At 35.8% G+C, this 25,358-nt stretch carries 28 protein-coding genes and 1 other annotated feature; of the genes, 22 read left to right on the forward strand and 6 right to left on the reverse strand.

Annotation, left to right across the window (positions count from 1 at the left end):
• Positions 1–602 precede the first annotated feature (602 nt).
• From radA to Q0Y70_RS05685, 9 genes are all read left to right on the forward strand, one after another.
• The gene (gene radA, locus Q0Y70_RS05645; RefSeq protein WP_297817962.1) at positions 603–1,982 is read left to right on the forward strand and encodes a DNA repair protein RadA; all 1,380 of its coding nucleotides are present in this window, start codon (positions 603–605) and stop codon (positions 1,980–1,982) included.
• A 70-nt stretch (positions 1,983–2,052) separates the two neighbouring features.
• On the forward strand, positions 2,053–3,552 hold the full coding sequence (gene gltX, locus Q0Y70_RS05650; protein WP_297817965.1) for a glutamate--tRNA ligase: 1,500 nt from the start codon (positions 2,053–2,055) through the stop codon (positions 3,550–3,552).
• 94 nt (positions 3,553–3,646) lie between these two features.
• Positions 3,647–5,056: a cysteine--tRNA ligase gene (gene cysS / locus Q0Y70_RS05655; protein ID WP_297817969.1), complete on the forward strand. Its 1,410-nt coding sequence runs from the start codon at positions 3,647–3,649 to the stop codon at positions 5,054–5,056.
• Entirely contained in the window at positions 5,049–5,489 is a 441-nt protein-coding gene (locus tag Q0Y70_RS05660) for a Mini-ribonuclease 3 (RefSeq protein ID WP_297817972.1), read from the forward strand. The genes cysS and Q0Y70_RS05660 overlap by 8 nt, the downstream gene beginning before the upstream one ends.
• Positions 5,476–6,231: a 23S rRNA (guanosine(2251)-2'-O)-methyltransferase RlmB gene (rlmB, locus tag Q0Y70_RS05665; RefSeq protein WP_297817975.1), complete on the forward strand. Its 756-nt coding sequence runs from the start codon at positions 5,476–5,478 to the stop codon at positions 6,229–6,231. Before Q0Y70_RS05660 ends, rlmB begins: the two co-directional genes overlap by 14 nt.
• Before the next feature lie 14 nt (positions 6,232–6,245).
• Positions 6,246–6,905 carry a DUF4097 family beta strand repeat-containing protein gene (locus Q0Y70_RS05670; protein WP_297817978.1) on the forward strand — a complete coding sequence of 220 codons (660 nt, stop codon included), beginning with the start codon at positions 6,246–6,248 and terminating at the stop codon, positions 6,903–6,905.
• A gap of 168 nt (positions 6,906–7,073) precedes the next feature.
• Entirely contained in the window at positions 7,074–7,637 is a 564-nt protein-coding gene (locus Q0Y70_RS05675; RefSeq protein ID WP_297817981.1) for an RNA polymerase sigma factor, read from the forward strand.
• A gap of 74 nt (positions 7,638–7,711) precedes the next feature.
• Positions 7,712–7,927: a hypothetical protein gene (locus Q0Y70_RS05680; protein WP_297817984.1), complete on the forward strand. Its 216-nt coding sequence runs from the start codon at positions 7,712–7,714 to the stop codon at positions 7,925–7,927.
• Positions 7,928–8,082: 155 nt separating this feature from the next.
• Positions 8,083–9,588, forward strand: coding sequence for a gluconokinase (locus tag Q0Y70_RS05685; protein ID WP_297817987.1), 1,506 nt, complete (start codon positions 8,083–8,085; stop codon positions 9,586–9,588).
• Positions 9,589–9,612: 24 nt separating this feature from the next.
• Here the strand turns inward: Q0Y70_RS05685 and Q0Y70_RS05690 are convergent, their stop codons facing one another.
• The 6 genes from Q0Y70_RS05690 to Q0Y70_RS05715 form a co-directional block, all read right to left on the reverse strand.
• Positions 9,613–10,764 carry a glycerate kinase gene (locus Q0Y70_RS05690; protein ID WP_297817990.1) on the reverse strand — a complete coding sequence of 384 codons (1,152 nt, stop codon included), beginning with the start codon at positions 10,762–10,764 and terminating at the stop codon, positions 9,613–9,615.
• Between the two features lie 72 nt (positions 10,765–10,836).
• Positions 10,837–12,054, reverse strand: a complete 1,218-nt coding sequence (locus Q0Y70_RS05695; protein WP_297817993.1) for an MFS transporter — start codon at positions 12,052–12,054, stop codon at positions 10,837–10,839.
• Positions 12,055–12,197: 143 nt separating this feature from the next.
• Positions 12,198–13,193 carry a polyprenyl synthetase family protein gene (locus Q0Y70_RS05700; protein WP_297817996.1) on the reverse strand — a complete coding sequence of 332 codons (996 nt, stop codon included), beginning with the start codon at positions 13,191–13,193 and terminating at the stop codon, positions 12,198–12,200.
• A gap of 16 nt (positions 13,194–13,209) precedes the next feature.
• On the reverse strand, positions 13,210–13,743 hold the full coding sequence (locus tag Q0Y70_RS05705; protein ID WP_297817999.1) for a Gx transporter family protein: 534 nt from the start codon (positions 13,741–13,743) through the stop codon (positions 13,210–13,212).
• Entirely contained in the window at positions 13,740–14,192 is a 453-nt protein-coding gene (locus tag Q0Y70_RS05710; protein WP_297818002.1) for a NusG domain II-containing protein, read from the reverse strand. Before Q0Y70_RS05710 ends, Q0Y70_RS05705 begins: the two co-directional genes overlap by 4 nt.
• An 87-nt stretch (positions 14,193–14,279) precedes the next feature.
• Positions 14,280–16,163 (reverse strand): NAD(P)/FAD-dependent oxidoreductase, encoded by a 1,884-nt coding sequence (locus Q0Y70_RS05715; protein ID WP_297818049.1) that lies wholly within the window; start codon positions 16,161–16,163, stop codon positions 14,280–14,282.
• A gap of 279 nt (positions 16,164–16,442) precedes the next feature.
• Between Q0Y70_RS05715 and pplA the strand changes: the two genes are divergently transcribed.
• From pplA to Q0Y70_RS05780, 13 genes are all read left to right on the forward strand, one after another.
• Positions 16,443–17,366 (forward strand): extracellular electron transfer flavoprotein PplA, encoded by a 924-nt coding sequence (gene pplA, locus Q0Y70_RS05720; RefSeq protein WP_297818005.1) that lies wholly within the window; start codon positions 16,443–16,445, stop codon positions 17,364–17,366.
• Between the two features lie 61 nt (positions 17,367–17,427).
• A complete protein-coding gene (locus tag Q0Y70_RS05725) occupies positions 17,428–18,501 on the forward strand; it encodes an FAD:protein FMN transferase (protein WP_297818008.1) in 1,074 nt (357 codons plus the stop codon).
• A gap of 62 nt (positions 18,502–18,563) precedes the next feature.
• Positions 18,564–18,713, forward strand: coding sequence for a 50S ribosomal protein L33 (gene rpmG, locus Q0Y70_RS05730; RefSeq protein ID WP_297818013.1), 150 nt, complete (start codon positions 18,564–18,566; stop codon positions 18,711–18,713).
• Between the two features lie 4 nt (positions 18,714–18,717).
• Positions 18,718–18,888 carry a preprotein translocase subunit SecE gene (gene secE / locus Q0Y70_RS05735; protein WP_297818017.1) on the forward strand — a complete coding sequence of 57 codons (171 nt, stop codon included), beginning with the start codon at positions 18,718–18,720 and terminating at the stop codon, positions 18,886–18,888.
• 86 nt (positions 18,889–18,974) lie between these two features.
• Positions 18,975–19,526, forward strand: a complete 552-nt coding sequence (gene nusG, locus Q0Y70_RS05740; protein ID WP_297818020.1) for a transcription termination/antitermination protein NusG — start codon at positions 18,975–18,977, stop codon at positions 19,524–19,526.
• A 121-nt stretch (positions 19,527–19,647) separates the two neighbouring features.
• The gene (gene rplK / locus Q0Y70_RS05745) at positions 19,648–20,073 is read left to right on the forward strand and encodes a 50S ribosomal protein L11 (RefSeq protein WP_209687577.1); all 426 of its coding nucleotides are present in this window, start codon (positions 19,648–19,650) and stop codon (positions 20,071–20,073) included.
• 94 nt (positions 20,074–20,167) lie between these two features.
• Entirely contained in the window at positions 20,168–20,860 is a 693-nt protein-coding gene (gene rplA, locus Q0Y70_RS05750; RefSeq protein ID WP_297818025.1) for a 50S ribosomal protein L1, read from the forward strand.
• Between the two features lie 133 nt (positions 20,861–20,993).
• The gene (locus tag Q0Y70_RS05755; protein ID WP_297818028.1) at positions 20,994–21,638 is read left to right on the forward strand and encodes an amino acid ABC transporter permease; all 645 of its coding nucleotides are present in this window, start codon (positions 20,994–20,996) and stop codon (positions 21,636–21,638) included.
• A complete protein-coding gene (locus Q0Y70_RS05760; RefSeq protein WP_297818031.1) occupies positions 21,625–22,281 on the forward strand; it encodes an amino acid ABC transporter ATP-binding protein in 657 nt (218 codons plus the stop codon). The genes Q0Y70_RS05755 and Q0Y70_RS05760 overlap by 14 nt, the downstream gene beginning before the upstream one ends.
• Positions 22,278–23,066, forward strand: coding sequence for an amino acid ABC transporter substrate-binding protein (locus Q0Y70_RS05765; RefSeq protein ID WP_297818034.1), 789 nt, complete (start codon positions 22,278–22,280; stop codon positions 23,064–23,066). The genes Q0Y70_RS05760 and Q0Y70_RS05765 overlap by 4 nt, the downstream gene beginning before the upstream one ends.
• 34 nt (positions 23,067–23,100) lie before the next feature.
• Positions 23,101–23,223: a sequence feature (ribosomal protein L10 leader region), on the forward strand.
• Between the two features lie 40 nt (positions 23,224–23,263).
• Entirely contained in the window at positions 23,264–23,764 is a 501-nt protein-coding gene (gene rplJ, locus Q0Y70_RS05770; protein WP_297818037.1) for a 50S ribosomal protein L10, read from the forward strand.
• Between the two features lie 48 nt (positions 23,765–23,812).
• Positions 23,813–24,175 (forward strand): 50S ribosomal protein L7/L12, encoded by a 363-nt coding sequence (rplL, locus tag Q0Y70_RS05775; RefSeq protein WP_008469814.1) that lies wholly within the window; start codon positions 23,813–23,815, stop codon positions 24,173–24,175.
• 98 nt (positions 24,176–24,273) lie between these two features.
• Positions 24,274–25,101: an ion channel gene (locus tag Q0Y70_RS05780; protein WP_297818042.1), complete on the forward strand. Its 828-nt coding sequence runs from the start codon at positions 24,274–24,276 to the stop codon at positions 25,099–25,101.
• Positions 25,102–25,358: the final 257 nt, after the last annotated feature.

Raw genomic sequence — 25,358 nt, forward strand, 5'->3', positions numbered from 1 at the left:
TTTTTAATGATACGGCGACCACCGAGATCTACACCTAAGCCTTCGTCGGCAGCGTCAGATGTGTATAAGAGACAGGTAAGTAAATATAAAGATCAAGGAATAACTCTCCCAAAAAGACAGACATCTCATAGTGCTGGTTATGATTTTGAAGCTGCACAGGATGTGATTTTGCCATCGATTTGGTGTTTAAACTTTGTAAGAATTTTCCGCTTGATTAGAAATGGCCATGAACTAAATGAATTAGATCGCGAAAAGGCTGAAAGGATTTTAAAACCTGTTTTAGTTCCGACTGGAATCAAAGCTTATATGCCGGATGATGAGGTATTGATCTTGGCCAATAGATCTTCTAATACCTTTAAAAGAAATATGGCTCTTCCAAATGGAATTGGGGTAATTGATAGTGATTACTACAATAACAGTAAAAACGAGGGAGAAATATTTTTACAATTAATAAACTATGGTGTGCGGCCACTTCATATTAAAAAAGGTGACCGTATTGGCCAAGGTATTTTTATGAAATATTTGAAAACAGATGATGACGCCCCAATCCAACGTGAAAGATTAGGCGGATTTGGCTCATCAGGCTTAAAGAAAGAGGACTAATGGCAAAAGTAAAAACACGCTATAAATGTAAAAATTGCGGTTATATCTCAGCGTCTTATTTGGGCAGATGTCCAAATTGTGGTGCCTGGAATCAATTTGAACAAGAAACTCAAGAAGTAAAAAAGGTTTCTACTAAGGCAACAGCTTCGCGACTGATGACTTCTACTGGAGCTAACGACCCTGTTAAGTTGGGCCAAGTAAAGGCAAAAAAAGAAGAAAGGGTAGTTACACCTTATGAAGAATTAAATCGAGTTCTCGGTGGTGGGATAGTTCCCGGCTCATTAGTTCTGATTGGGGGAGATCCTGGAATTGGAAAATCTACTTTGATGCTTCAGATAAGTAGCAATTTAGCTAAAGACCATAAAGTTTTATATGTTTCAGGAGAAGAGTCAGCCAACCAAATTAAGATGCGCGCTGATCGTTTAGGTTTAGGTGATAGCAATATATTTCTTTATCCAGAAACCAATATGGATAATATTCGAGAGCAGATTAATGATTTACAACCAGAGTTTTTGGTAATCGACTCAATTCAAACCATGAATGAACCTTCGCTTGATTCTATGGTGGGGTCCGCTTCTCAAGTGCGTGAAGTAACCAGTGAGCTAATGAAAATTGCTAAAAATGATCAAATTACTGTTTTTGTAATCGGACACGTTACAAAAGAAGGTGCAATTGCTGGACCCAAAATTTTAGAACATATGGTGGATACTGTCCTTTATTTTGAAGGTGATGGTCATCATTCCTATAGAATTTTGCGCTCGGTTAAGAATCGATTTGGAGCAGCTAATGAGATCGGTATGTTTGAAATGAAGAATGAAGGATTAGATGAAGTCACAAATCCTTCTGCAATTTTTTTGGATGAAAGGCTACCTAATTCAACCGGATCAGCAATTGTTGTTTCGCTTGAAGGGACACGACCGTTAATGGCAGATATTCAAGCCTTGGTTACTCCGACGGCGTTTGGTTATGCAAAAAGAACTACTTCAGGATTAGATTATAATCGCGTGGCATTATTACTTGCTGTTTTAGAAAAACGAGGTAATCTAATGCTTCAAAATCAGGATGCCTTTTTAACAGCTACTGGTGGGATCAAATTAAATGAGCCAGCAATTGATTTAGCAATTGCGATGGCAGTGGCTTCTAGTTACAAAAATCAAGAAATTCCTGCGACAGATTGTTTTGTTGGAGAAATTGGCTTAACTGGTGAAATTCGAAGAGTAAATCGTGTTGAATCAAGAATTAACGAAGCTGCAAAAGTTGGCTTTAAACGTATTTTCATTCCAAAACATAATTTAACTTCTAAGATTAAGAATAATTCACAAATCGAGGTTATTGGTGTGGCAAGTTTACCACAAACTTTAAAGCTTGTTTTTGGATAGATTGAACTTTTGCTAGTTAAAAGTTACACTTAATAGGTAAAATTAAAAATTTGAAAGAGGCGCTTTGATTTTGGCTAAAGAAAAAATTCGTGTTCGTTACGCACCAAGTCCAACAGGTCACTTACATATTGGTAATGCAAGAACTGCATTGTTCAACTACCTGTTTGCTCGTCATAATAAGGGAACTATGGTCCTTCGTATTGAAGATACTGATCAAAAACGTAATGTTGAAGGTGGTTCAAAATCTCAAATGGAAAACCTTCACTGGCTTGGTATTGATTGGGATGAAGGTCCTGACAAGGGTGGAGAATACGGTCCTTATAGACAATCTGAAAGAAAAGATATCTACAACAAATACATCAAGCAATTAATTGATGAAGGCAAAGCCTACTATTCTTACACTACTGAAGAAGAACTTGAAGCTCAACGTGAAGAACAACGTGCTATGGGTATTGCTCCTCATTACACTTACGAATATGAAGGTATGACTGCTGATGAAATTAAAAAAGCTCAAGAAGCTGCTGAAGCAAAGGGCTTAAAGCCAGTGGTTAGAATTCACATTCCAGAAAATAGAACTTATGCTTGGGATGATATTGTTAAAGGTAAGGTTTCATTTGAATCTGATACTATCGGTGGCGATTTTGTTATTCAAAAACGTGATGGCATGCCAACTTACAACTTTGCGGTAGTAATTGATGATCATTTGATGAAAATTACCCACGTTTTACGTGGAGATGATCACGTAGCTAACACTCCAAAACAATTAGTAGTTTATGAAGCACTTGGCTGGCAGCCACCTAAGTTTGGTCACATGACTTTGATTATTAACTCTGAAACTGGTAAGAAATTATCAAAACGTGATGAATCAGTTTTACAGTTTATTGAGCAATATCGTGATCTTGGTTACTTACCTGAAGCAATGTTTAATTTCATTACTTTGCTTGGTTGGTCACCAGTTGGTGAAAGCGAAATTTTCTCACAAAGAGAATTAATTAAGGCATTTGATCCAAATCGCTTGTCCAAATCTCCAGCAGCATTTGATCAAAAGAAGCTTGAATGGATCAACAACCAATACATGAAAAAAGCTGACCGTGATACATTACTTGATTTGTCATTGAATAACTTGCAAGAAGCAGGTCTTGTTGAAAGTGATATTTCTCCAGAAAAGATGGAATGGATCAGACAACTAGTTAATATCTATGCTGTTCAAATGTCATACACTAAGCAAATTGTTGATGATACCAAGATCTTCTTCAATGAAGCTTCTGATTTATCTGATGAAGAAATTGAAGAGATCAAGAAAGATGATGGTCGTCAAGTTATCGAAGAATTTAAGAAGCAATTAGACTTAATTCCTCGCTTTACTGCAGTCCAAGTAATGAATGCTATTCAAGCAACTCGTCGCCAGACTGGCGTTAAGGGTAGAAAATTATTTATGCCAATTAGAATTGCTGGTACTCGTTCAATGGTTGGACCTGGTATTGGTGAAGCTATGGAATTAATGGGTAAGCAAAAAGTTAAGAAGCATTTAGATTTAACCTTGAAACAGTTGAGTGATTTAGGTTTATAATTTAGATCTTCAAGTTAAAAGCTACGCGAAAGCGCAGCTTTTTTTGTTAGAATAGAGGTTATGAAATATCAAATTTAGAAAAAGAGGGACAACAGTGAAGGTTTTTAATACATTAACTAGACAAAAAGAAGAATTTAAACCTTTAGTAGATGGTCAAATAAGTATGTATGTCTGTGGACCAACTGTTTATAACTACATTCACATTGGAAATGCCCGCAGTGTAATCGCTTTTGATACAATTAGGCGCTATTTTGAATATCGCGGCTTTAAGGTTAAATATGTATCTAACTTTACCGATGTTGATGACAAGATGATCAATGAGGCAAGAAAAGAAGGTATCACTGTCCCTGAACTGGCTGAACGTTTTATAAAAGCTTATCTTGAAGATACCGAGGCATTAAATATTAAAACCGCTACTCATCCTAGAGCTACTCATGAAATTAAAGATATTATTGCATTTGTCCAGGATTTAATTGATAAGGGCTATGCTTACGAAGTAGACGGGGATGTTTATTATCGAGCAAGAAAATTTGCTGATTATGGTAAATTAAGTGATCAAAATATTTCTGAACTCGAAGAAGGTGCTTCTAAGCACGTGGATGAAGCTCAACAAGATTTGAAAGAGGATCCTATTGATTTTGCTTTATGGAAAAAACAAAAACAGGCTGATGAAATTGCCTGGGATTCTCCTTGGGGAAAAGGACGCCCGGGTTGGCATATTGAATGTTCGGTAATGAGTACTAAATATCTAGGCGATACGATTGATATACATGGTGGTGGTCAAGATTTGGAATTTCCACACCATGAAAATGAAATTGCCCAAAGTGAAGCAAAGACGGGCAAAAAGTTTGTTAAATACTGGCTACATAATGGATTTGTAACTGTGGGTAAAAAACAAGAAAAAATGTCAAAATCTTTGCACAACTTTGTAACAGTGCATGATATTTTACAAAAAATTGATCCACAAGTATTACGCTTTTACATGTCGAGTGTTCAGTATCGTCGTCCAATTAATTATTCAGAAGATGGATTAAAGCAAGCAAAGACTGCTCTTGAACGCTATCAAACTTCTTTACGTAATGTAAAAGCTCGAATTGAGGATAAAACAATTTCTGAAGAAAATGAAACTTTGAGAAAAGAAATTGCCGATGCCCAAAGTGATTTTATTGCTTCAATGGATGATGATTTTAATGTTCAAAATGCATTAACTGTAATGTATGACTTGGTAACTAAAATTAATTCTCACCTGCAGCAAGAAAAAGTTGATAAAGATGCGCTAGCTAACTTTACTTCTTTATTACAAGATTGGTTATTAATTTTCGGTGTCAGTTTTGGAAAGCAAGAAGATAATAATGATCAAGAAATTGAAGAGCTCATTAATAAGCGCAACCTAGCACGTCAGAACAAAGATTGGGCTACTAGCGATCAATTGCGTGATCAACTAAAGAATATGGGAATTGTAATTGAAGATACAGCCCAAGGAACGAGGTGGTATCGTGCTTAAACCAAAGGTATTAAAAGAAGAAGATAAAAATCCCTACACGATGGCAGCCTTAACATTAGCTTATTTAGGTGATGGGGTTTACGAAGTTTATATTAGACGTCACTTAGTAAAAGGCGGTATAGTTAAACCGCAAATGCTACAGCGTTATGCCACTCATTATGTGTCAGCGAAAGCTCAAGCTGATCTGATAACTAAGATGGAAGCGAAAAATATGCTTAGCGAAGATGAACTTGATATATTCCATCGAGGTCGTAATGCTAAAAGTCATACTCATGCTAAGAATACCTCACTTGCCACTTATCGCTTGTCGACAGGTTTTGAAGCTTTGATAGGTTATTTAGATTTGTTAGGAAAGCATGATCGCGTCAAAGAAATATGTGAGTGGTGCATTAAGCAAGTTGAGCAAGGAGAAAATAAAGATGAGTGCAAATAATGAAGATTTTGTTTTTGGAAGACATGCAGGATTAGATTTTTTAAAAACGCAGGATGCTGACAAAATTAATAAAATTTTTCTACAAAAAGGTATTCAAGAAGATTTTACCAACCAAGTCTATCAATTAGCACGTAAAAAACATTTAATTGTCCAAAATGCACCAAAAAACAAATTAGATCAATTAACTGATTCAGGAAATCACCAAGGGTTAGTTTTAGCAGTTGCTTCATTTGAATATGCTGATCTGGATGAATTGCTAGCTAAATTTGATGAGGAAAGAAAAGAACCGTTTTTACTAATGCTTGATTCTATTGAGGATCCTCATAATTTGGGATCAATTTTGAGAACTTGTGATGCTACAGGTGTAGATGCAGTGATCATTCCTAAAAGACGCGCAAGCGGTTTAACCAGTGTTGTAGCCAAGACGTCAACAGGTGCTATTGACCATGTACCAGTGGTCAGAGTGACTAATTTAGTTCAAACAACAAAAATTCTAAAAGACCAGGGATATTGGTTCTTTGGAACGGCTATGAGTGGGACTGATTATCGCTTATGGGATGCTAAAGGAAAGACTGTTTTAGTGATTGGAAACGAAGGAAAAGGCATCTCGCCTTTACTTTTGAAGCAGATGGATCAAACTCTGACTATTCCAATGATTGGACACGTACAGTCTTTGAATGCAAGCGTTGCAACTGGTGTGATGCTTTATCAAATGTTTAATTCTCGTCATCCTTTAAATTAAAGAAGGTAATTTCGATGAAAAAGTTAACAAAATTATTATTTTTAGCAATAGTATTGGTATCTGGATTGACCTTAACTGGCTGCAATAAAAATGCTGCTCGTTCATTTGATCCTGGAAAAACCGTTAAGCAAACCATAACTACTAAGTCATTTTCAAAAGTTAAAGCAGACTTGGAAATCAGCGATGTTGTAGTTAAGTCAGGCAAAAGCTTTAAAGTTGTTTACCATGGAGCAAGCAAGTTAAAGCCAAATGTCAAAATTAGTAACGGCTCGTTGATAATTAAACAGGATAAAGATCTTCCGTCTACAATTTCTACTTCGGCTACGCGTTTGACGATCGTTGTTCCTCAAGGAAAATTAGAGAGTATTTCAATAGAAAATGACGCCGGGGATGTCGATTTAATTAAAGGCAATGTTTCAAAGAAGGTAAATATAGAAGCTGATAGTGGGGATCTTAACGTTAGTGATAGTCAGATTTATCAAGCTAAGTTAGAAAGTGACAGTGGAGATATTACAGTTTCACATACTCCTTTTGATGGCTATAAGTTAGAAGCTGATAGCGGCGAGATTGAATTATTTGACCAAAATGCCGAAAATGGAACTTTGAAGAAAAATATTCATGCCACTCATATCTTACATGCAGAAACTGACTCCGGAGATATAGCAGTTAATTAAATATTTCCTGGGAAATATGAAATATAAAAATAGATACAAAATTGCAGTTTTGTATCTATTTTTTTATGTCAAAGATTAGTATCTGTAGTTGATAAACGCCTGTTTGCTTAAGAAGACTCTTAGTTTTCACGTATCCTGTTAAAAAATATTTTGACAGGAAGCGAAAATATGAAAAATCTTTCGGATTATCAGTTAATTGAACTCGTAAAAGCCAAGGATAATGGAGCATTATTTGAATTAACTATGCGTTATCAGCCTGTTGTAAATAATGTTCGATCAAGAATTTATATTCGTCATTTTGATGTTGATGATTGGATGCAAGAGGCATTGATCATTTGTTATGAAACTTGTTGCTTATTTGATTTGAAAAAGAATCGTGATTTTGGAGCTTTTTTCAAAGCTAATTTTGTCAATCACTCGAAAAATTTATTACGTTATGAATTGGCAAAACAGCGAGAGCCTTATTCACATGCTGTATCTTATGAAGCAATTAGGGACAGTGGCACTATTAGTGAAGGAGCAGTTGAATTAAGTGATTATCCAGTAAATGTGCGTTTTCAATATTTTTTATCTAAATTAAGTCATACCGAACTATATGCTTTTTTGGTTTTATTAGGAAAAATTGATGTTAGAATTGCTGCCAAAAAAGCCAACTGTTCTGTTGAACAAATTATTAGTGCTAAAGGCAGAATCAAGAGAAAGATGCTCAATATTTTTAATTTCGATAAATAGTATTAATTTTGTATAAGTAAGCTCAAAAGGTTTATAATTATAGCTGTAGAATTTATTTAGGAGGTAATTCTAAGATGGCAGAGATTATTAAAACAGAATTGTTAGATCGTCACATGAAGGAAGTATTTGACTGGAGTGACTCAGATATTCCAGTTAGAGATGCCCTTTGGGACTACTTCATGGAGAAGAATGGTAGAGATACCATGAAGACGGAGCAAGATATGCTTCCATTTTTGAAAGACTCAGACGACAAGATCGAAGCCTTCGTAAACGAAAATCTTAAGAAATAACAATTCCTAATTATTCTACGCACAGTGGTCACGCATTGTTTGACCACCATAAACAGCTACTTTGCCAGTAGCTGTTTTTTTGTGAAAAAAATAATCTTCTGATATAATTTGTCAAAATTAAGCTTGTGAATTTGAATCGGAAAGAAGTTATTAAAGTGAAATATATTATTGGCATCGATATTGGGACGACAGCGACTAAAGGTATCTTATATGATGAAAATTCGAAGACAGTAAAGCAAGCTTCAAGATCGTATCCCTTGATTCAAGATAAATTAGATCAGGCTATTGAAGATCCAGAAGTGATTTTTTCAGCGATTCAGCAGGTGATTTTTGAATTAAGTCAAAATATTGATAATATTCAGGCTATTTCTTGGTCATCACAAATGCATAGTTTAATTGCACTAGATAAAAATAAAAACCTACTTACCAAGAGCATTACTTGGGCGGATAATCGCTGTCAAAAAGTTGTAGAGGATGCTAAAACTAATATTCTTGCCGGTAAAATTTATGAAAAGACAGGGATGCCTCCACATTCAATGGCTCCAATTTATAAATTAATTTGGATGAAAAAGTATAAACCTGAAATATTTAAGTATGCCCAATATTTTATAGGGATCAAAGAATATGTAATTTACCGGCTAACTGGGCAGTTATTAACTGATACTACAATGGCTGCCGGTTGGGGTTTATTAAATTTAAAAAGTTTACAGTGGGACCAAGAACTTTTAGATACTGTCGGTATAAGTAGTTCTCAATTGCCTAAAATTGAAAAGCCAAATAAAATTGTTTCTAAGATAAAGCCGTATTATGCTCAAAAACTGGGACTATCTCCTGATACTAAAATCATTTTAGGTGCCAGTGATGGCTATTTGTCGACGATTGGTGTTGATGTCTTGAACAAGCAAAATTTTGCCGTCAATATAGGTACTTCTGCAGCTATTAGGGTAATTAGCCCAGTGCAGATTAAAGACGTACAAAAGCGGATTTTTTGCTATCCAATAGATAGTTCACATTATCTAGTTGGAGGTCCAGTCAATAATGGAGGAATTGTCCTTCAATGGGCCAAGACAATCCTTTTAGGACCGCAAGCCACATTTGATGATTATTTAACATTAGCTAGTAGTGCAGCTACCGGAAGTCGAGGACTCTTATTTTATCCATATTTAGGAGGAGAGCGTGCCCCAATTTGGAATTCGCAAGCTCGAGGATCTTTTATTGGCTTAACCAGACAACATGGAAAAGCCGAATTAGCTAAAAGTATTTTAGAAGGGATCATTTTGAATATTAAGCTGGCGAGTCAGCCATTAATTGATAATCTAGCGATCCCGCGAGCTCTGCGTGTCACTGGTGGATTTACCAAAAGTGAACTGGTGTGTCAACTTATAAGTGACATTTTTAATTTGCCAGTTGTCAAAGTGAACCAAAAGCAGAGTGGAGCTTTTTCAGCGATGTTTTTAGCCAGACAAGCTTTAAAGCAAAGTAATTCTTTGCAGGAGATAAGTGAATTCATTGAGGATGAAAAAGTATATTTTCCAAATGATAAAAATGCAAAACAGTATCAGAAAATTTTTTCCCTTTATAGTCAAATAGGAAAAGATCTAGAAAGAAATTATCGTTCAATAGCAAAGTTAGAAAAAGATTTGTCCGAAGATCAAAAATAAAGGCTGAGCTTATTTTTAGTAAACCTAGCCTTTATTTTTTATACTTTCAATCAAACGAGCGATATTTTCTGACACAATTTCAATATCAGCTGCACTATCATGGATCGCTTGTTGCAAGTCTTTTGCACCGCTTTCTGTAGTAAAAATTGCGTCTATCTTATCTTTACCATATAGTTCATTAATGCGTGACCCAATATTGCCGCTCAAGCAGATGACAGTGCAGTTTGGACAAACAGTTTTGCTTAATTTAGCAACACCAAAAGGTGTTTTTCCAAATTGAGTTTGATAATCTGTTGCTCCTTCTCCAGTCAAAACTAAATCAGCATCTTTAACCTTGCTTGCAAAATCAGTGTATTTTAATACTGTTTGAATTCCAGAGTGTTTTTTAGCATTCGCAAAAACCATTAATCCGTATCCTAACCCTCCTGCAGCTCCAGCGCCAGGAGTTTGAGCATAGTCTTTATGGAGCTGTTTTTTAACAAGAGTAGAAAAATGGGTGAGGTTTTTATCTAAGATTTCAATCATTTCCTGGTCTGCACCTTTTTGCGGAGCGAAGATATATGAGGCTCCATTTTTTCCAATTAATGGGTTAGAAACATCACATGCTAAGATGATTTCGGTTGTTTTTAGGCGTGGATCTAGATGAGTTAAATCGATTTTGTTCACTAAATTTAAATTTGCAGCAATTGCTTCAACTTCATTTCCATCTTGATCAAAAAATTTTGCACCTAAAGCCTGCATCATTCCAACGCCCGCATCATTAGTTGCACTTCCTCCTAAACCAATAATAATTTTTTCGACTTTTTGATCTAGAGCTGCTTTAATTAATTGACCGCTGCCATAAGTGGTAGCTCTTAAAGGATTAGCGGTTTGAGAATTAACAAATTGAATACCACTAGCTTGTGCTATTTCAATGATTGCTGTTTTCCGATCGCCAAGTAACCCCCATCTTGCTTGTGTTTTTCTTTTTAGTGGATCTAGGACTTTTTCTTTAAAATATTGTCCACCTGTTGCAGTAACTAAGGCCTGCATTGTTCCTTCACCACCATCTGCCATGGGGATAATTTGAAAATTAGCTTCCGGAAATACTTTGACAAGCCCCTTTTTAATAGCTTTACTAACTTGAAGACTAGATAAGGATCCTTTAAAAGAATCAGGAGCTATAACAATTTTCATATTTTCACCTCACTCAAAAACTACTTTTAGTGTAACGTAAAAAGCCCACTGATAAGTGAGCTTTTTAATTAATTATTTGGATTTCTGTCTTTTTAAGGTTAACATCAAAGCGATAAAACTTGCTGCAAAAGCAACTGCGTTAATTAACCAGCCTAAATTATAGGATCCAGTTTTATCAAAGAATAAGCCGTCTAAATAGACAGAAGCTGACATTGCAAATGCTCCGACCATGTTAATTACAGAAAGAATGTTACTGTAGTCCTTGGCTCCGAATTCGCCACGAATTAAATAAGGAAGAGCAACTAAACATACACCTTGACCTAATCCTAACACAAAGGCAGACGCCACTAATTGAGTTGAATTATGTAAGAGGATCTGTCCAGCCCAGCCTAATAAGCCAAATAGAGAATAGCAGAATAAAACAGCTCGTGCATTGAATCTATCTAAGAAGAAGCCGATGGAAATTTTACCTGCAGCAGCTCCGAGCATCACACCAGATACCACCGTAGCACCGGTAGTTAAAGGCAAGCCAATGTTTACAATGTGACCTGAAATATGTTGGACCGAACCAGAAACAAATTGTAAAGCTAACATTGAAAAGGCCAATGCATAAAAGACAGGCTTATGAAGAGCTTGTTTAAGTGAAAAACCACTATCTTCAATTTCATTTTCCTTTTTAACTTGCTTTTCTCCGTAAGCTAAATGTTTCTCATCGGGTTTAGCTCTTAAAAAGAAAGCAGTTGGCACTAAAATCAACAAAATTAATGCAGCTTCACAGACAAAACCATTTCGCCAGCCTGCGTTGGTGATTACGTTACCAATAATTGGATTAAAGATAGTACCTCCAAATGCAGAAACACCCAAAGCGATACCCATCACAGTACCCAACTTTTCATTGAACCAGTTTCCAAGTAATACTGGAATTGATAAAGTAATGGCAATTGGCTGACAAATTCCGATAATTGTCCAAGCAATATAGAAATGAAGTAAGCTCTGAGCCTGAACTAAAGACAACATACTTAAGCCGATAACTGCAAAGCATCCGGTCAAAACCCAACGTAAGTTGAATTTCTCCATTATTTTACCTGCAAAAAGCAGTGTAATAGCGGCTGCTGCATTTTGAAAGGTGGTCATTAAAGCGACATTTGCGCGACCGACATTAAAGCTCTTGCTAATTGGCTCAAAGAATAAACCAATTGTATTAACGATTAATCCAAAACCTACTAAAGATATTAAGCAGCTGGCTATAAAAACCCACCAAGCAAAATGACTTTGCTTTTTATTTTCCACAACATTTTCCTACTTTCCATAAATTAAATATTTCAATATACAATTATATATAAAGAAAGTTCCAAGAATGTTTAAGAATTAACAAAGAGCATTTAGAAATAATTAAGAAATAAAAAATCAAGACCCGAAGATCTTGATTGAATTTAAAACTGACGACCTAAAAGTTTATTAGTTAACTTTTCGATTTGCTGGCGGGTGCTATTATCAGGCCAATTTTTCTTTAAGCTATTGAGAGCTTTTTGCGTATATTCATCGGCTAATTTTTGTGCTCGCTTAACTCCACCATATTCATTGACTAGTTTATCGATTTCATGAAGTTGATCTTGAGTTAAATCTTTGCCGTATTTTAAAAGCTCATGTAAACGGCCATTTGAATCTTTTTGTAGGGCAAAAATTAAAGGACCCGAATAAACACCATCTTTAACATCTAGCAGAACTGGTTTTTTGAAGGTTTCTTGGCTACTAGTATAATCCAAAATGTCGTCGCGTAATTGAAATGCTTGCCCTAAATATTCGCCAAATTTCCTTGCTTTTACTGCTTGCGTTACTTTAATTCCAGCTTCATAAGCACCAATAAAACAAGATAAGCCAAATAAAACGCCGGTTTTACCTTTAATCTGATTTAAATATTGTTTTTCAGAAATTTTGTCATTATAAGCATTATTGTATTGTTCGGTTTCACCGATTAGGATGTCTTGCATCGTTTGGCCGTCGACTTTTACAGTACCTAGACTCTTAGTATTGTCACTAAGCATAGTAAGTGAAATCGCAAATAAATAATCTCCAGCATAAACTGCGATGTGTTTGCCATATTTGGCCTGGATTGATTTTTTGCCGTGGCGCATATCGGATTCATCGATAATATCGTCGTGAATTAAAGTGGCATTATGCAAGGCTTCAATAGATGTTGCAATATTTAATAATTCCTGATGGTTTTGCTTTGCTTTTGGCCCAAACTGCCCAAATAGCATTACAAAAGCTGGACGCAGCATCTTGCCAGGCACATTAAATGTATCCCATAGAGCATCGCCTAATGAGCCACGCATATTTTTCACATGACTAAGAATTATATTATTAACAGTCATTACATCTTTTTGGATTTCCGGAAATTCATCCCAAAAAGCAAATTTATTTTCCATTCTTTTACCTTTCCGGCTAATGAAGTTTTGTATTGATGAAATTGAAATTTTGAACATGGTTTAATAAAATTTGTGAACAAATACCAATTAAGGAACCGCTAGCGATTCCGATAATTGTAAGGACGGGTAGATATAAAATAAGAGAAGGTGCTTGGGCTAACCAGATAGCGACTAACAGCTGGCCGAGATTGTGACAAGCTGCGCCGACGATTGAAATCCCAATTATCGATATAAATTTAGGATAGCATTTTTTTAGGATTAACATAGCAATAAAACTCAAAGTTGAACCTGCTAAAGAATATATAAATAAACTGGCACCGCCACTGATTAAAGCAGTTAAAACTAAACGTAGGTACAATAGTAGAATGCAGTCAGATACAGGTAGTGTAAATAGTGAAATGACTGTAATTAAATTAGCTAAGCCTAATTTTGCACCTGGTGCAAAAGCAAAGATAGGCGGCAGTGTCTGTTCAATGAGGCCTAAGATAATTCCTTGACTGCACAAAATAGCAATATAGATATATTCTTTTAGACGACTAGATTTATTCATGGGTTCACCAAGGTATTGTCAAAATCCTTTTTGTTTGTGTCATTTTCAGTATGCGGCTTGTCAGATTTTATTTCTATTAAAAATTTATGTGGCAAGCACACAATGCTTTGACCTGACCGGCTTTTCCAGCCTTGTTTAACACAAACTTGGTCTTTACAATTGGCATCTTTAACACGAATTTTATCATTATTAACTTCGACAATGTTTTTTTCGCCATGTGAATGATAAGTCCAAGTAAAGTGCTTATTTTCACCAAGTCTAATTGTTTTAACTAGGTGATTGTTTACTCGAATTCGTGCATAGGTAAAATTTTCATTAGCTTTATGTGTTTGTTTTTGTAGGAAAAAATAAGCGGGAATAAAGCTTAGGATGATCAAAATAAAAATGGCTAAAAAATCACCAAGCTTAAAAAGCTGATTTTTATGTTTTCTTGTTTTTGCTATTTTCATTTGACCATCTCACATTTAAAAAAGACCTTATAGTTGATTTTACACTATAAGGCCTTTTTATTTAAAAGTCTTTTTATTTATTTTGACCTATTTTTTGTCCGAATTGTTGCTGTAGTATATTGGCCGCATGACCCCATATCTTGCTTTGCCAAGAGTTCTTTCAAGCCATGGAACGAACCACATATCTAAACCAAATGCTCGACCCGAGCCATTCATGACTGCGATAGCCGCAAATACCATCCAAACATTTACCCAGTAATTCATTCCTGATAAACAAAAGATTGCTACAAAGACAGCACTTAAGCCACCTGCAACAAAGGTACAAAAGCCTAAGACTAAGCATAGACCCAAAATTATCTCAGTAACAGTCATTGCTTTTTGAGCTGCTAAAGCAATGACTTTATTTGGAATGAAAATTTTAGTGATATTTTGCATCCATTGAGGCATCTGATCAAAAACAGCCATTGGTGAATGTCCATAATCATAATTTAGTGAAAATAGAGCAGGGGCACTTTGAGCTGCCTTATCACTGGCACCACTGGTTGCGGCTTTACTTGAAGCACCACTAGTAGCTTCAACTAACCAAGGAAAATGAAGTTGGAGTTTGTTAGTAAACCAAGATCCCGATCCTTGAACTTTATACCAGCAATCAACTAGCCACATCATGCCTAAGAAGATTCTTAAAGGAACAGTCCATAAAACATTGCCATAACGGTTTAAGTTTCCACGCCAAAGAGTTGGACGCTTAATTCTAAACCACTCATTCATTATATAATGGAATAAGTAGTAGCCTGAGTAAATTTCAATAAAGTAGATCATATCTACTAGATCTTTCATTAAGATGGCGAAAAAGCCACTTAAATGGAAAGTATTTAATAGGTAAGCAACCCCCCAAGCTGGTCCGACTGATACCATGAAGCCTTGATAATTACCTTTGAACTTAACAGGTTCTTGATTATTAAGTTGAGCTAAGATATTTTTCCAAGCGGTTTTACCAGCAGATTCAGCTCCTTGAACAACTTGTGGCTGCCCACGTCCGGTGCCATCTTCATCGTATAAGGCAACGTCACCAATGACATAAATATGAGGATCATCAGGAATTTGAGAATATTCATTAACGATAATTCTACCGCCGCGTCCTTGCTCAAATCCGAGTTTATCAGCTTGACTAGATGCTTTAACACCAGCCGTCCAAATTAAGGTATGAGTTAGAAACTTAGAGCCATTTTTTAAATCGATATAGTCTTCGTGAACTCCGACAACTCCCGTGCTGGTTTTAATTTCTATGCCATGTTTAGTCATGTATTTAACTGCTTTAGCTGCATCGTTAGGATCAAGCATATGCATGACTGTCGGTGCCATTTCCATCATGGTGATTTTGATATCATCAGGCTCTAAATGATATTTTTGAGCTAGTTCGGGACGCCATGAATTTAATTCACCAGCCATTTCAGTTCCAGTAAAACCAGTACCAACCACTACAAAGTTCAAATAAGCTTGGCGTTTTTCAGGATCACGTTCACGTGCACCTAAGCGCACCATATCATCAATGTGATCTCTTAGTCTGACAGCATCTTCAATATTTCCTAGAACAAAACCGTGTTCTTTTACACCAGGTGTACCGAAATCATTTGGCTCAGCTCCAATACCCAAAACGAGATAATCATAAGGATAAGAGCCGTGACGAGCCATTACGCACTTGTTTTCACGATCAATTTGGAAAACTTCATCAGTTACAACATTAACGTTCTTTCTTCTAGAAAATAACCGCTGGAGGTCATATTCAATGGCTTCTGGTTCTACACGATTGCCTGCCACTTCATGAAGAGAAGTTTCCATTGTCATGAATGGATTCTTATCAATTAAAGTAATAGTGACATCGTGGTTTTTCTTTAATTTCTTTGCTAAACGTTTAGTGGTGTACATTCCACCAAAGCCAGCCCCAACAACTACTATATTTTTGTGGGTCAACATTAACACCCCTCTGTCCCAAAATAAGCTAAGAAAGATCCTTAGCGAGAATTTACGAATTTATTATACTAAAGCTATATGATAATGTCTATGCATTCACAAATTATGCCTAGACCAATTTAACTACCATAAAATACAGTAATACCAATTGTTTTTTGAATTAAAACTATATTTGATCATCAATCTTGCAAGCGATTAACAAGTGATTTAGAATTAGAAAGTGTGAAGAGATACACAAATAGTGGGATCGTTTTGCATAGATAGGATGGTTTAAATATTATGAAATTCAGAAAAGTAATATACAGCACAGCTGCTGTTGCATTATCAATGTTAATGTTATCAGCTTGTTCTACAACAGCTAAGGATTCATCAAGCTCTTCTTCAAGTGCTAAATCAAGTCAGACCGTTAAAAAGACTCAAAAACCAGGCAAGAAGATTGCTGGAGCTTCTTTAAAAGATGGTACTTATAAGTTAGTGGAAGATAGTTATGACCATGGCTACAAAGTTGAAATGGAAATGACTGTTAAAAACGGTAAAATTAAAAACACTAAATATGATCAAGTAGATAAAGATGGCAAGTCTAAAGCTAAAGATGCTAAATACGAAAAAGAAATGAAGAAATACGCTAAGATTGGACCAAAAGAGTATATTTCTCAAATTAACCAAGAATGGGCTTCTGATGCCAGTGCTGATAATCCGGAAAACTTATCTGCAATCTCAGGTGCAACTAATTCTTCATACACCGCAAGTAACTATGTAGGTCAATTAACTCAAGCAGCTCAAGCAGGCAATACTAAGACTATTCACATTGCAAACAAGGCAAAATATCAAGATGGTACATACAAGCTTGAAGAAAAGAATTACAGTCATGGTTATCGTCAAGTTTATACTTTAGTTATTAAAGACCACAAGATTGACAAATTAACTTATGATCAAGTAGATAAAAATGGTAAGTCTAAGACTAAAGATGCCAAATACGAAAAGCAAATGAAGAAATACGCTAAAGTTGGACCAAAGGAATATATTCCAAAATTAATGGAAGAATTCGCTAAGAGTAACGGCAACATGGAAAAAGTTCAAGTAGTTAGTGGTGCTACTGAATCTTCAAACCAATTCATTGCTTATGTAGGTCAATTGCTAAATGCAGCCCAAGAAGGCAATGCACGTATGATTCATGTTGACAATATTGTTTATAAAGATTAGTTTATAGCAAGAAGTTTAAAAAGGGCTCAAGCGCCCTTTTTTGTTTTTTACAGAAAGTATTATGAAAAATAAAGTCTTAAAATTATTGGTTTGCTTTGCTAGTTTTTTTAGTCTGACTCTGATTTGTCAGGCCTGCCAAGCAAAAAAAGATCCTGAACCCAAAACAACCTTAACTACTAAGCCCACTGAAGATACTCAATTTTTAATGGGGACAGTTTGTACAATTAGAATTTACAATAAAAATAAAGATGCAGCCTTAGCTGACGGTTTTGATACTATTAAAAAATTAGCTAAAGAAATTACCGTTAATCAAAAAGGCAGCGAGATTGACAAGGTGAATGCCCAAGCAGGGGTTAAACCAGTAAAAGTCTCACCCGAAATTTTTGATCTATGCAAAAAAGCATACTATTTTAGTAAAAATTCGGATGATTCATTTGATATGGCGATTGGACCGATAACTAATCTTTGGAGAATTGGCTTTCCTGACGCTCATAAACCAACTGATCAGCAGATAAAAGAAAAATTGCCACTGGTCAACTATAAAAATGTAGTCTTAGATGATAAAAAGCAGACCGTCTATTTGAAGGAAAAAGGAATGGCCCTTGATTTAGGCGGCATTGCCAAAGGCTTTATTTGTGATCAAGTAAAAAAGACCTTACAAAAAGATGGTGTCACTTCTGCAATTATTGATTTGGGTGGCAACATTTATGTATTAGGTGTTTCTCCTACTAATCATGGTAATTGGACCGTGGGAATTCAAGATCCAGATGCAAGTCGAGGCACGGCAATCGGGAGTTTGCCAGCTAAAAATCAGACTGTGGTAACAAGCGGAATTTATGAACGATATCTGAAAGTAGGTAATACAATTTATAGCCATTTGATGGATCCTAAAACTGGCTATCCATTCCAAAATAATTTGTTAGGTGTTTCAATTGTAACGAAGTATTCGACTAATGGGGATGCTTTATCAACCGCTACTTTTGACAAAGGATTAAAAGACGGTCTAGCATATATTGAAAAAAAGCCTGCTACCGAAGCTATTTTTATTACTAAAGATAAAAAAGTCTATATCACTAGTGGCCTAAAGGGAAAGTTTAAATTGTTTAAAGATTCTGGCTATAAAATGGCAAACTAGTTGAAAGTAATTGCTATAATGAGTTTTTTCTGCTAAGATAATTGCAGTTTAGGAGTGGTTTTATGGCAGTAAAAAAAGCAGCTCTTGCTTGTACAGTTTGCGGTTCGCGTAACTATTCAATCGCCGCAAGCAAAAATAGAACACAAAGATTAGAATTAAAGAAGTTTTGTAAGCACTGTGGCAAACAAACTTTGCACAGGGAAACGAGGTAAGTAAATGTTTAAGTTTTTTAAGAGCGTAAATGAAACTATGGCTAAAGTTTCTTGGCCAACTTGGAAACAAAATAGACGTGATACTAGTGTAGTTATTACGACTTCAATTTTATTTGCAGTATATCTAGGTTTATTAGATTTACTCTTCTCTTACTTAGTACAACTCTTCTTATAAACTAAATCTTGTGATATACTTAGAGTAATGAAAAAGGGCCTCCAGTGGAGGTTTTTTGTTTGCAAAAATTTTAAGGAGAAAAAAAGATGGTCGAAACCAGTAAAAAGCAATGGTATGTATTACATACTTATTCAGGCTATGAAGATAAAGTTAAAAAAGACTTGCTTTCTCGTGCGCAGTCTTTAGGGATGCAGGACTACATTTTCCGTGTGATTGTTCCAGAAGAAGAAAAGACTGAAACTGTTCGTGGTAAAAAACAAGAAGTTGAAGAAAAAGTCTTCCCAGGTTATGTTTTAGTAGAAATGGTAATGACAGATGAAAGTTGGTTCGTCGTTAGAAATACTCCTAACGTAACTGGATTCGTTGGCTCACACGGTGGTGGATCAAAACCTTCACCTTTATACGATGAAGAAATTGAACGTATCTTGAAACAACAAGGTCAACCAGCAAAACAACCCGATGTAGACTATGAAGTAGGTCAAACTGTAACGATTACTGAAGGACCATTTAAGGGTATGTCCGGTAAGATTACTGATATTCAACCTGATAAGTTTAAGTTATCTGTTTCTATTGATATGTTTGGTCGTGAAACTAACACCGAACTTGACTATAACCAAGTCAAAGAATACGAAGCATAAATTTAATATTGTAAAAATTGAACTTTGATGTTAATATATCAGAGTATCTTTATTATTGTGGGAGGAGAAGAAGGAAAATTCTCCATTATAACCGCATCACGGAATCAAGGAGGTATTGACCGTGGCAAAAAAAGTTATTAACGTAGTTAAACTGCAAATTCCTGCTGGTGCAGCAACTCCTGCACCTCCAGTTGGTCCTGCATTGGGTCAAGCTGGAATCAACATTGTTGGTTTCACTAAGGACTTCAATGCACGTACTGCTGATCAAAAGGGTATGATTATCCCTGTTGTTATTACTGTATATGAAGATCGTTCATTCGAATTCATTACTAAGACTCCACCTGCTGCAGTTCTTTTGAAGAAGGCTGCTAAGGTTGACAAGGGTTCTGGTGAACCTAACACCAAGAAGGTTGCTAAGGTAACCAAGGACCAAGTTAAGGAAATTGCCGAAACCAAGATGAAAGATCTAAACGCTGCAGACGTTGAAGCTGCTATGCGCATGATTGAAGGTACTGCTAGAAGCATGGGCTTCGAAGTCGAAGACTAATTCTAGGAACGTCGGATCGTTAATCAAAGTTAACGAATCAAGGTGGGAGAGTTTGAGAAGACTCGTTTGACCACATTTTCAGGAGGAATAATACATGGCAAAGCATGGTAAGAAATATTTAGAAGCAGCTAAAAAAGTTGATCCAACTAAGTTATATTCAGTAAACGAAGCTATGGAGTTAGTTAAAGAAACTTCATACGCTGGTTTTGATGCAACTATTGAAGTTGCTTACAATTTATCAGTTGATCCAAAACAAGCAGATCAACAAATTCGTGGTTCTTTAGTTTTACCAAATGGTACTGGTAAGACCCAAAAGGTTGTAGTATTCGCTGAAGGTCCACAAGCAGAAGCAGCTAAGGCAGCAGGCGCTGACGAAGTTGGTTCAGATGATTTAGTAGAAAAAGTTCAAAACGGTTACTTAGACTTTGACGTTGTTGTTGCAACACCAATGATGATGGCTAAAGTTGGTCGTTTGGGACGTATCTTAGGACCTAAAGGTTTAATGCCAAACCCTAAGACTGGTACTGTTACTATGGACGTAGAAAAGGCCGTTAAGAACGTTAAGGCTGGACAAGTTGAATACCGTGTTGATAAGCAAGGTTTAATCCACGCACCAATCGGTAAGGCTTCATTTGAAACTGAAAAGTTAGCTGAAAACTTTGACGCTTTACGTGACGTAATTTTACGTGCTCGTCCAGCATCAGCTAAGGGTCAATACATTAAGAGTGTTGCAGTATCAGCAACCTTCGGCCCTGGCATCCACTTGGATCCATTAAACTTAGTTTAATTAAAAAGACTATAAATACACAGAACCTGTTACAAAGATGTAGCAGGTTCTTTTTTATAGCTTGAAAATCGAGGAATCTTTTGTTTAAATAGGTTAATGTTTTATTTTAAAATCTTAAAAAAGGATTTTGTTGATGATTAATTATATTATTAGTATTTTACCGTCACTTTTTTCTGGAGCTGTGTTAACCATTGAGATCTTTTTTTGGACCACTGTGGTTTCACTGCCATTAGGCTTATTTGTTGGCTTCGGTTTGCTTTCTAAAATGAAAATATTAAAAGGAGTGCTGAGATTTTATGTTTGGGTAATTAGAGGAACTCCTTTACTACTACAATTGATTTTTATTTTTTATGGGCTTCCTACGGTTGGAATTGTTTTTCCAAGATATGAAGCAGCCTTAATTGCTTTTATTATTAACTATGCAGCATATTTTGCAGAAATTTTTAGAGGTGGACTTCAAGCTATTCCAACAGGACAGATTGAAGCGGCTAGAGTTTTAGGTTTATCTCCTTGGCAAACTCTCTATAAAATTATTAGACCACAAGTATTTAAAATTGTTTTACCATCGATTGGTAATGAATTAATTAACCTAGTCAAGGATTCCAGTTTGGTTTACGTAATTGGATTAGGTGACTTGTTACGGGCTGGAAATGTAGCTACAGCTAGAGATGTATCGCTTGTACCTTTAGTTTTAGTTGGTGTTGTCTATTTAGCTATGACGGCTATTTTAACCTATGTTTTGAGAAAGGTAGAGAAAAGAAGCAATGTCTGGAAATAAAGTTCTTGAATTAAAAGATGTCAATAAAAGCTTCGGCTCAAAACATGTGATTAATAATTTGAGCCTCTCTTTAAATAAAGGCGAAATATTGAGTATTATCGGTCCGTCTGGAGCGGGTAAGACTACTTTGATGCGAATCATTGCCGGTCTAGAAAAAGCTGATAGCGGCCATTTTTTTCATTATGGACAAGAATTTGATCCGGCAATGCGAGAAAATCATTTAGTAGGAATGGTTTTTCAGGATTATAACTTATTTCCAAACTTAACAGTAGAACAAAATATCACGCTTGCTCCGATCATGGTTAACAAATTGGATCAAAAAAAGGCAGCAGATTTGGCAACACAAGTCATGCAGCAATTAGAGATTAGTGGACTTGCTAAAAGTTATCCTTATCAATTATCCGGTGGGCAAAAACAGCGAGTTGCTATCGCACGCGCTCTTTTAATGAAACCAGAAATCTTGTGTTATGATGAACCGACTAGTGCACTTGATCCAAGTTTAGTTAATAAAGTTAAAAAGATATTTTTTGATTTAAAGAAAAAAGGTGTCACACAAATCGTTATTACTCATGACCATGATTTTGGTAAAGCCGTTGCAGATAAAATCTTGGATGTGAAAGCTGCGGGGAATTTTGAAAAATGAAAAAAATAAAACGTAGCTGGTTCTTAATTGCTTTTATACTTGGTCTTTTTATGGTTTGTGGGTGCAGCAGACGGGCAAATAGCTGGGATACCATTAAACACAGTAAGACCTTAGTGATAGGAATCGATGATAGTTTCGTGCCGATGGATTTTCGCGAAAAAAATGGTCAGCTAGTTGGTTTTGATGTGGATTTGGCCAAGGCAGCTGCAAAGAAACTGAGTCTGAAAGCTGACTTTCAAACAATCGATTGGTCTATGAAAGAAACAGAACTGCGTAATGGGACAATCGATGTGATTTGGAATGGCTATACTCAAACCCGAGCTAGAAGTCAGAAGGTTTTATTTACAAAACCTTATTTAGAAAATGAACAAATTTTGGTAACTAAAACTCACAGCAATATCAATTCTTATAAGGGGATGAATCAGAAGATTTTAGGGGTGCAAACTGGTTCATCGGGCTATGATGATTTGATTTCTTATCCGAAAATCCTAAAAAATCGTATTAAAAGCAGTGTCTTATATGATACATACAATGAAGCTTTTATTGATCTTAAAGCTGGGCGAATTAATGGTTTATTAATTGATAGTGTTTATGCAAATTACTATCTCAGCCACAGTAAATATAAAAACGAGTTTCAGAAAATAAAATTACCTTATCCACCAGAAGAATTTGCAGTTGGTGTAAGTAAAAAAGATCCAATTTTGAGAGATAAACTGAATGATGCTTTAAAATCTCTGAAACGAGATGGCACAATTGCTAAATTAAAGCAAAAATGGTTTAAATAGTGTTTGACAATTACCTTAATTCCTGGTAAATTAGTGTACGAAGTAAATTCTACCTAAGACTCGGGTGGCATTACGCCTTAATATCCCGCCGAGGCCAGAAAAACAAAGAGTTTTACAACTCCACGTCTTTTTGGCGTGGGGTTTTTAAATTTCGGCAGATAGAATTTATCTGAGAATTAATTTTGGAGGTGAATTCATTGAGTAAAGCTGCTATTGCTGCTAAAGAAAAGCTTGTTGACAACTTCGCTGAAGAACTTAAGGAAGCTAAGGCTATCTTAGTTGTTGATTACTTAGGTTTAACTGTTGAAGAAGTTACTAACTTACGTAAAGATCTTCGTGATTCTAACGTTAAGATGAAGGTCATCAAGAATACTTACTTAAAACGTGCTGCTGAAAAAGCTGGTATCGAAGGTTTAGATGATACTTTTGTAGGTCCTACTGCTGTAGTTTACACTGCTGATGCAGAAGACATTACTGAACCAGCTCGTATTGTTTCTAAATACGAAGATAATATCGAAGCATTATCTATTAAAGGTGGTATGCTCGAAGGTAAGGTTGCCAGCCAAGACGAAATCAAGAAGCTTGCTTCTATCCCAGGTCGCGAAGGCTTACTTTCAATGCTTCTTTCTGTATTGCAAGCACCTGTTCGCAACGTGGCATATGCTGTTAAGGCTGTTGCTGATTCTAAGGACGAATAATAGTATTTCGTTTAATTTTAATAAATATATTTTTGGAGGAAACTTATAATGGCTTTAGATACTGATAAGATTATTGAAGCTTTAAAAGGTGCATCAATTCTTGAATTGAACGACTTAGTTAAAGCTATCGAAGATGAATTTGGCGTTTCAGCTGCTGCTCCAGTTGCTGCTGCAGGTGCAGGTGATGCAGGTGCTGCTAAGACTGAATTTGACGTTGAATTAACTGACGTTGGTCAAGAAAAAGTTAAGGTTATCAAGGTTGTACGTGACATCACTGGCCTTGGCCTTAAGGACTCAAAGGACCTTGTTGATGGTGCTCCTAAGAACGTTAAGGAAGGCGTTTCTGAAGACGAAGCTAACGACATCAAGGCTAAACTTGAAGAAGTTGGTGCTACTGTAACTGTTAAATAGTTATAGTTTCTAATAAAAAACCTCTAAGCAAAGCTTAGGGGTTTTTATTTATGTTCAAATAGTTGATTGACTACTTTAGCTGCGCCTAAAATAGAAGTATGAAGACAAAGAAAATTTATAAATTTATAATGGCTTTTTTAGCTGTTATGGATATTGCATTAATTGTGTTAGATTTTGCTGGTTTATTGAATATCAATCAGTCAAGGTCTAGCTGGTTTTGGCTGAACAATTTTATTTTGATTATCTTTGCAGTTGATTATTTTTATAGATTATATCGCTCTAAAGATAAAAGAGAGTTTGTCAAAACCCATATTTATGATCTCTTAGCAATTATTCCAGTCGGTTTAGTTTTTAATTGGATGCAATTAACGAAACTTGGGGATGTTGGTTTATATTTTAGATTGTTACGTTTGATTAGATTGGCCGGATTAATTGGTAAACTGCATGAATTACTCCATACTAGTGGCTTAGTGTATATCTTGTATTTTAGTATTACTTTTTTGATGCTAGGGTCTGTAGCTATTTCTATTACTGAACATGTATCGTTAGATAAAGCGTTTTGGTGGGCTATTACAACTGCTTCGACGGTTGGCTATGGGGATATTTCCAAAGAGACAATTACACCTGAGTCTTTAATCGGTAAAATGGTTACTTTAGTGATGATCTTAGTGGGTGTCGGTGTTATGGGAATGATTACAAGTTCACTGACAGCTTATCTAATGAGACGTAATGCTGGCAAAAGTACATTGAGAGATCACGATAATATTGAATTAATTTTAGTTAAATTGGATAGCCTACAAAAACAAAATGATTTATTGATGAAGCAAACTCAAAAACTACAAGAAGAGATCGATAATTTAAAACAAAATAATAAAAAATCCAGTCAGTGGAGTAAGTTCCAAAACTGGATTAAGTCAAAAAAATAAGGGCGATGTTTGTCGTCCTTATTTTTTAATATAAATGCATGTATAAACGTAGTACAATCGCAAAGATGAAGTAAACAACTGATAAGAAGATAATTACCCAGCCACAGGTAATCCAGAATCTAGCCCAGGTTTGCTTGCTGGTGTCTAATTCTTGACCAAATACTTTGCTTTTGCCCTTAACGCCAAAACCTGTCTCTTATACACATCTGACGCTGCCGACGAAGGCGTAGGTGTAGGTGGCGGGGGGGGGGGGGGGG

Origin of the sequence: uncultured Lactobacillus sp., assembly GCF_947367085.1 — a bacterium.
GTDB lineage: Bacteria > Bacillota > Bacilli > Lactobacillales > Lactobacillaceae > Lactobacillus.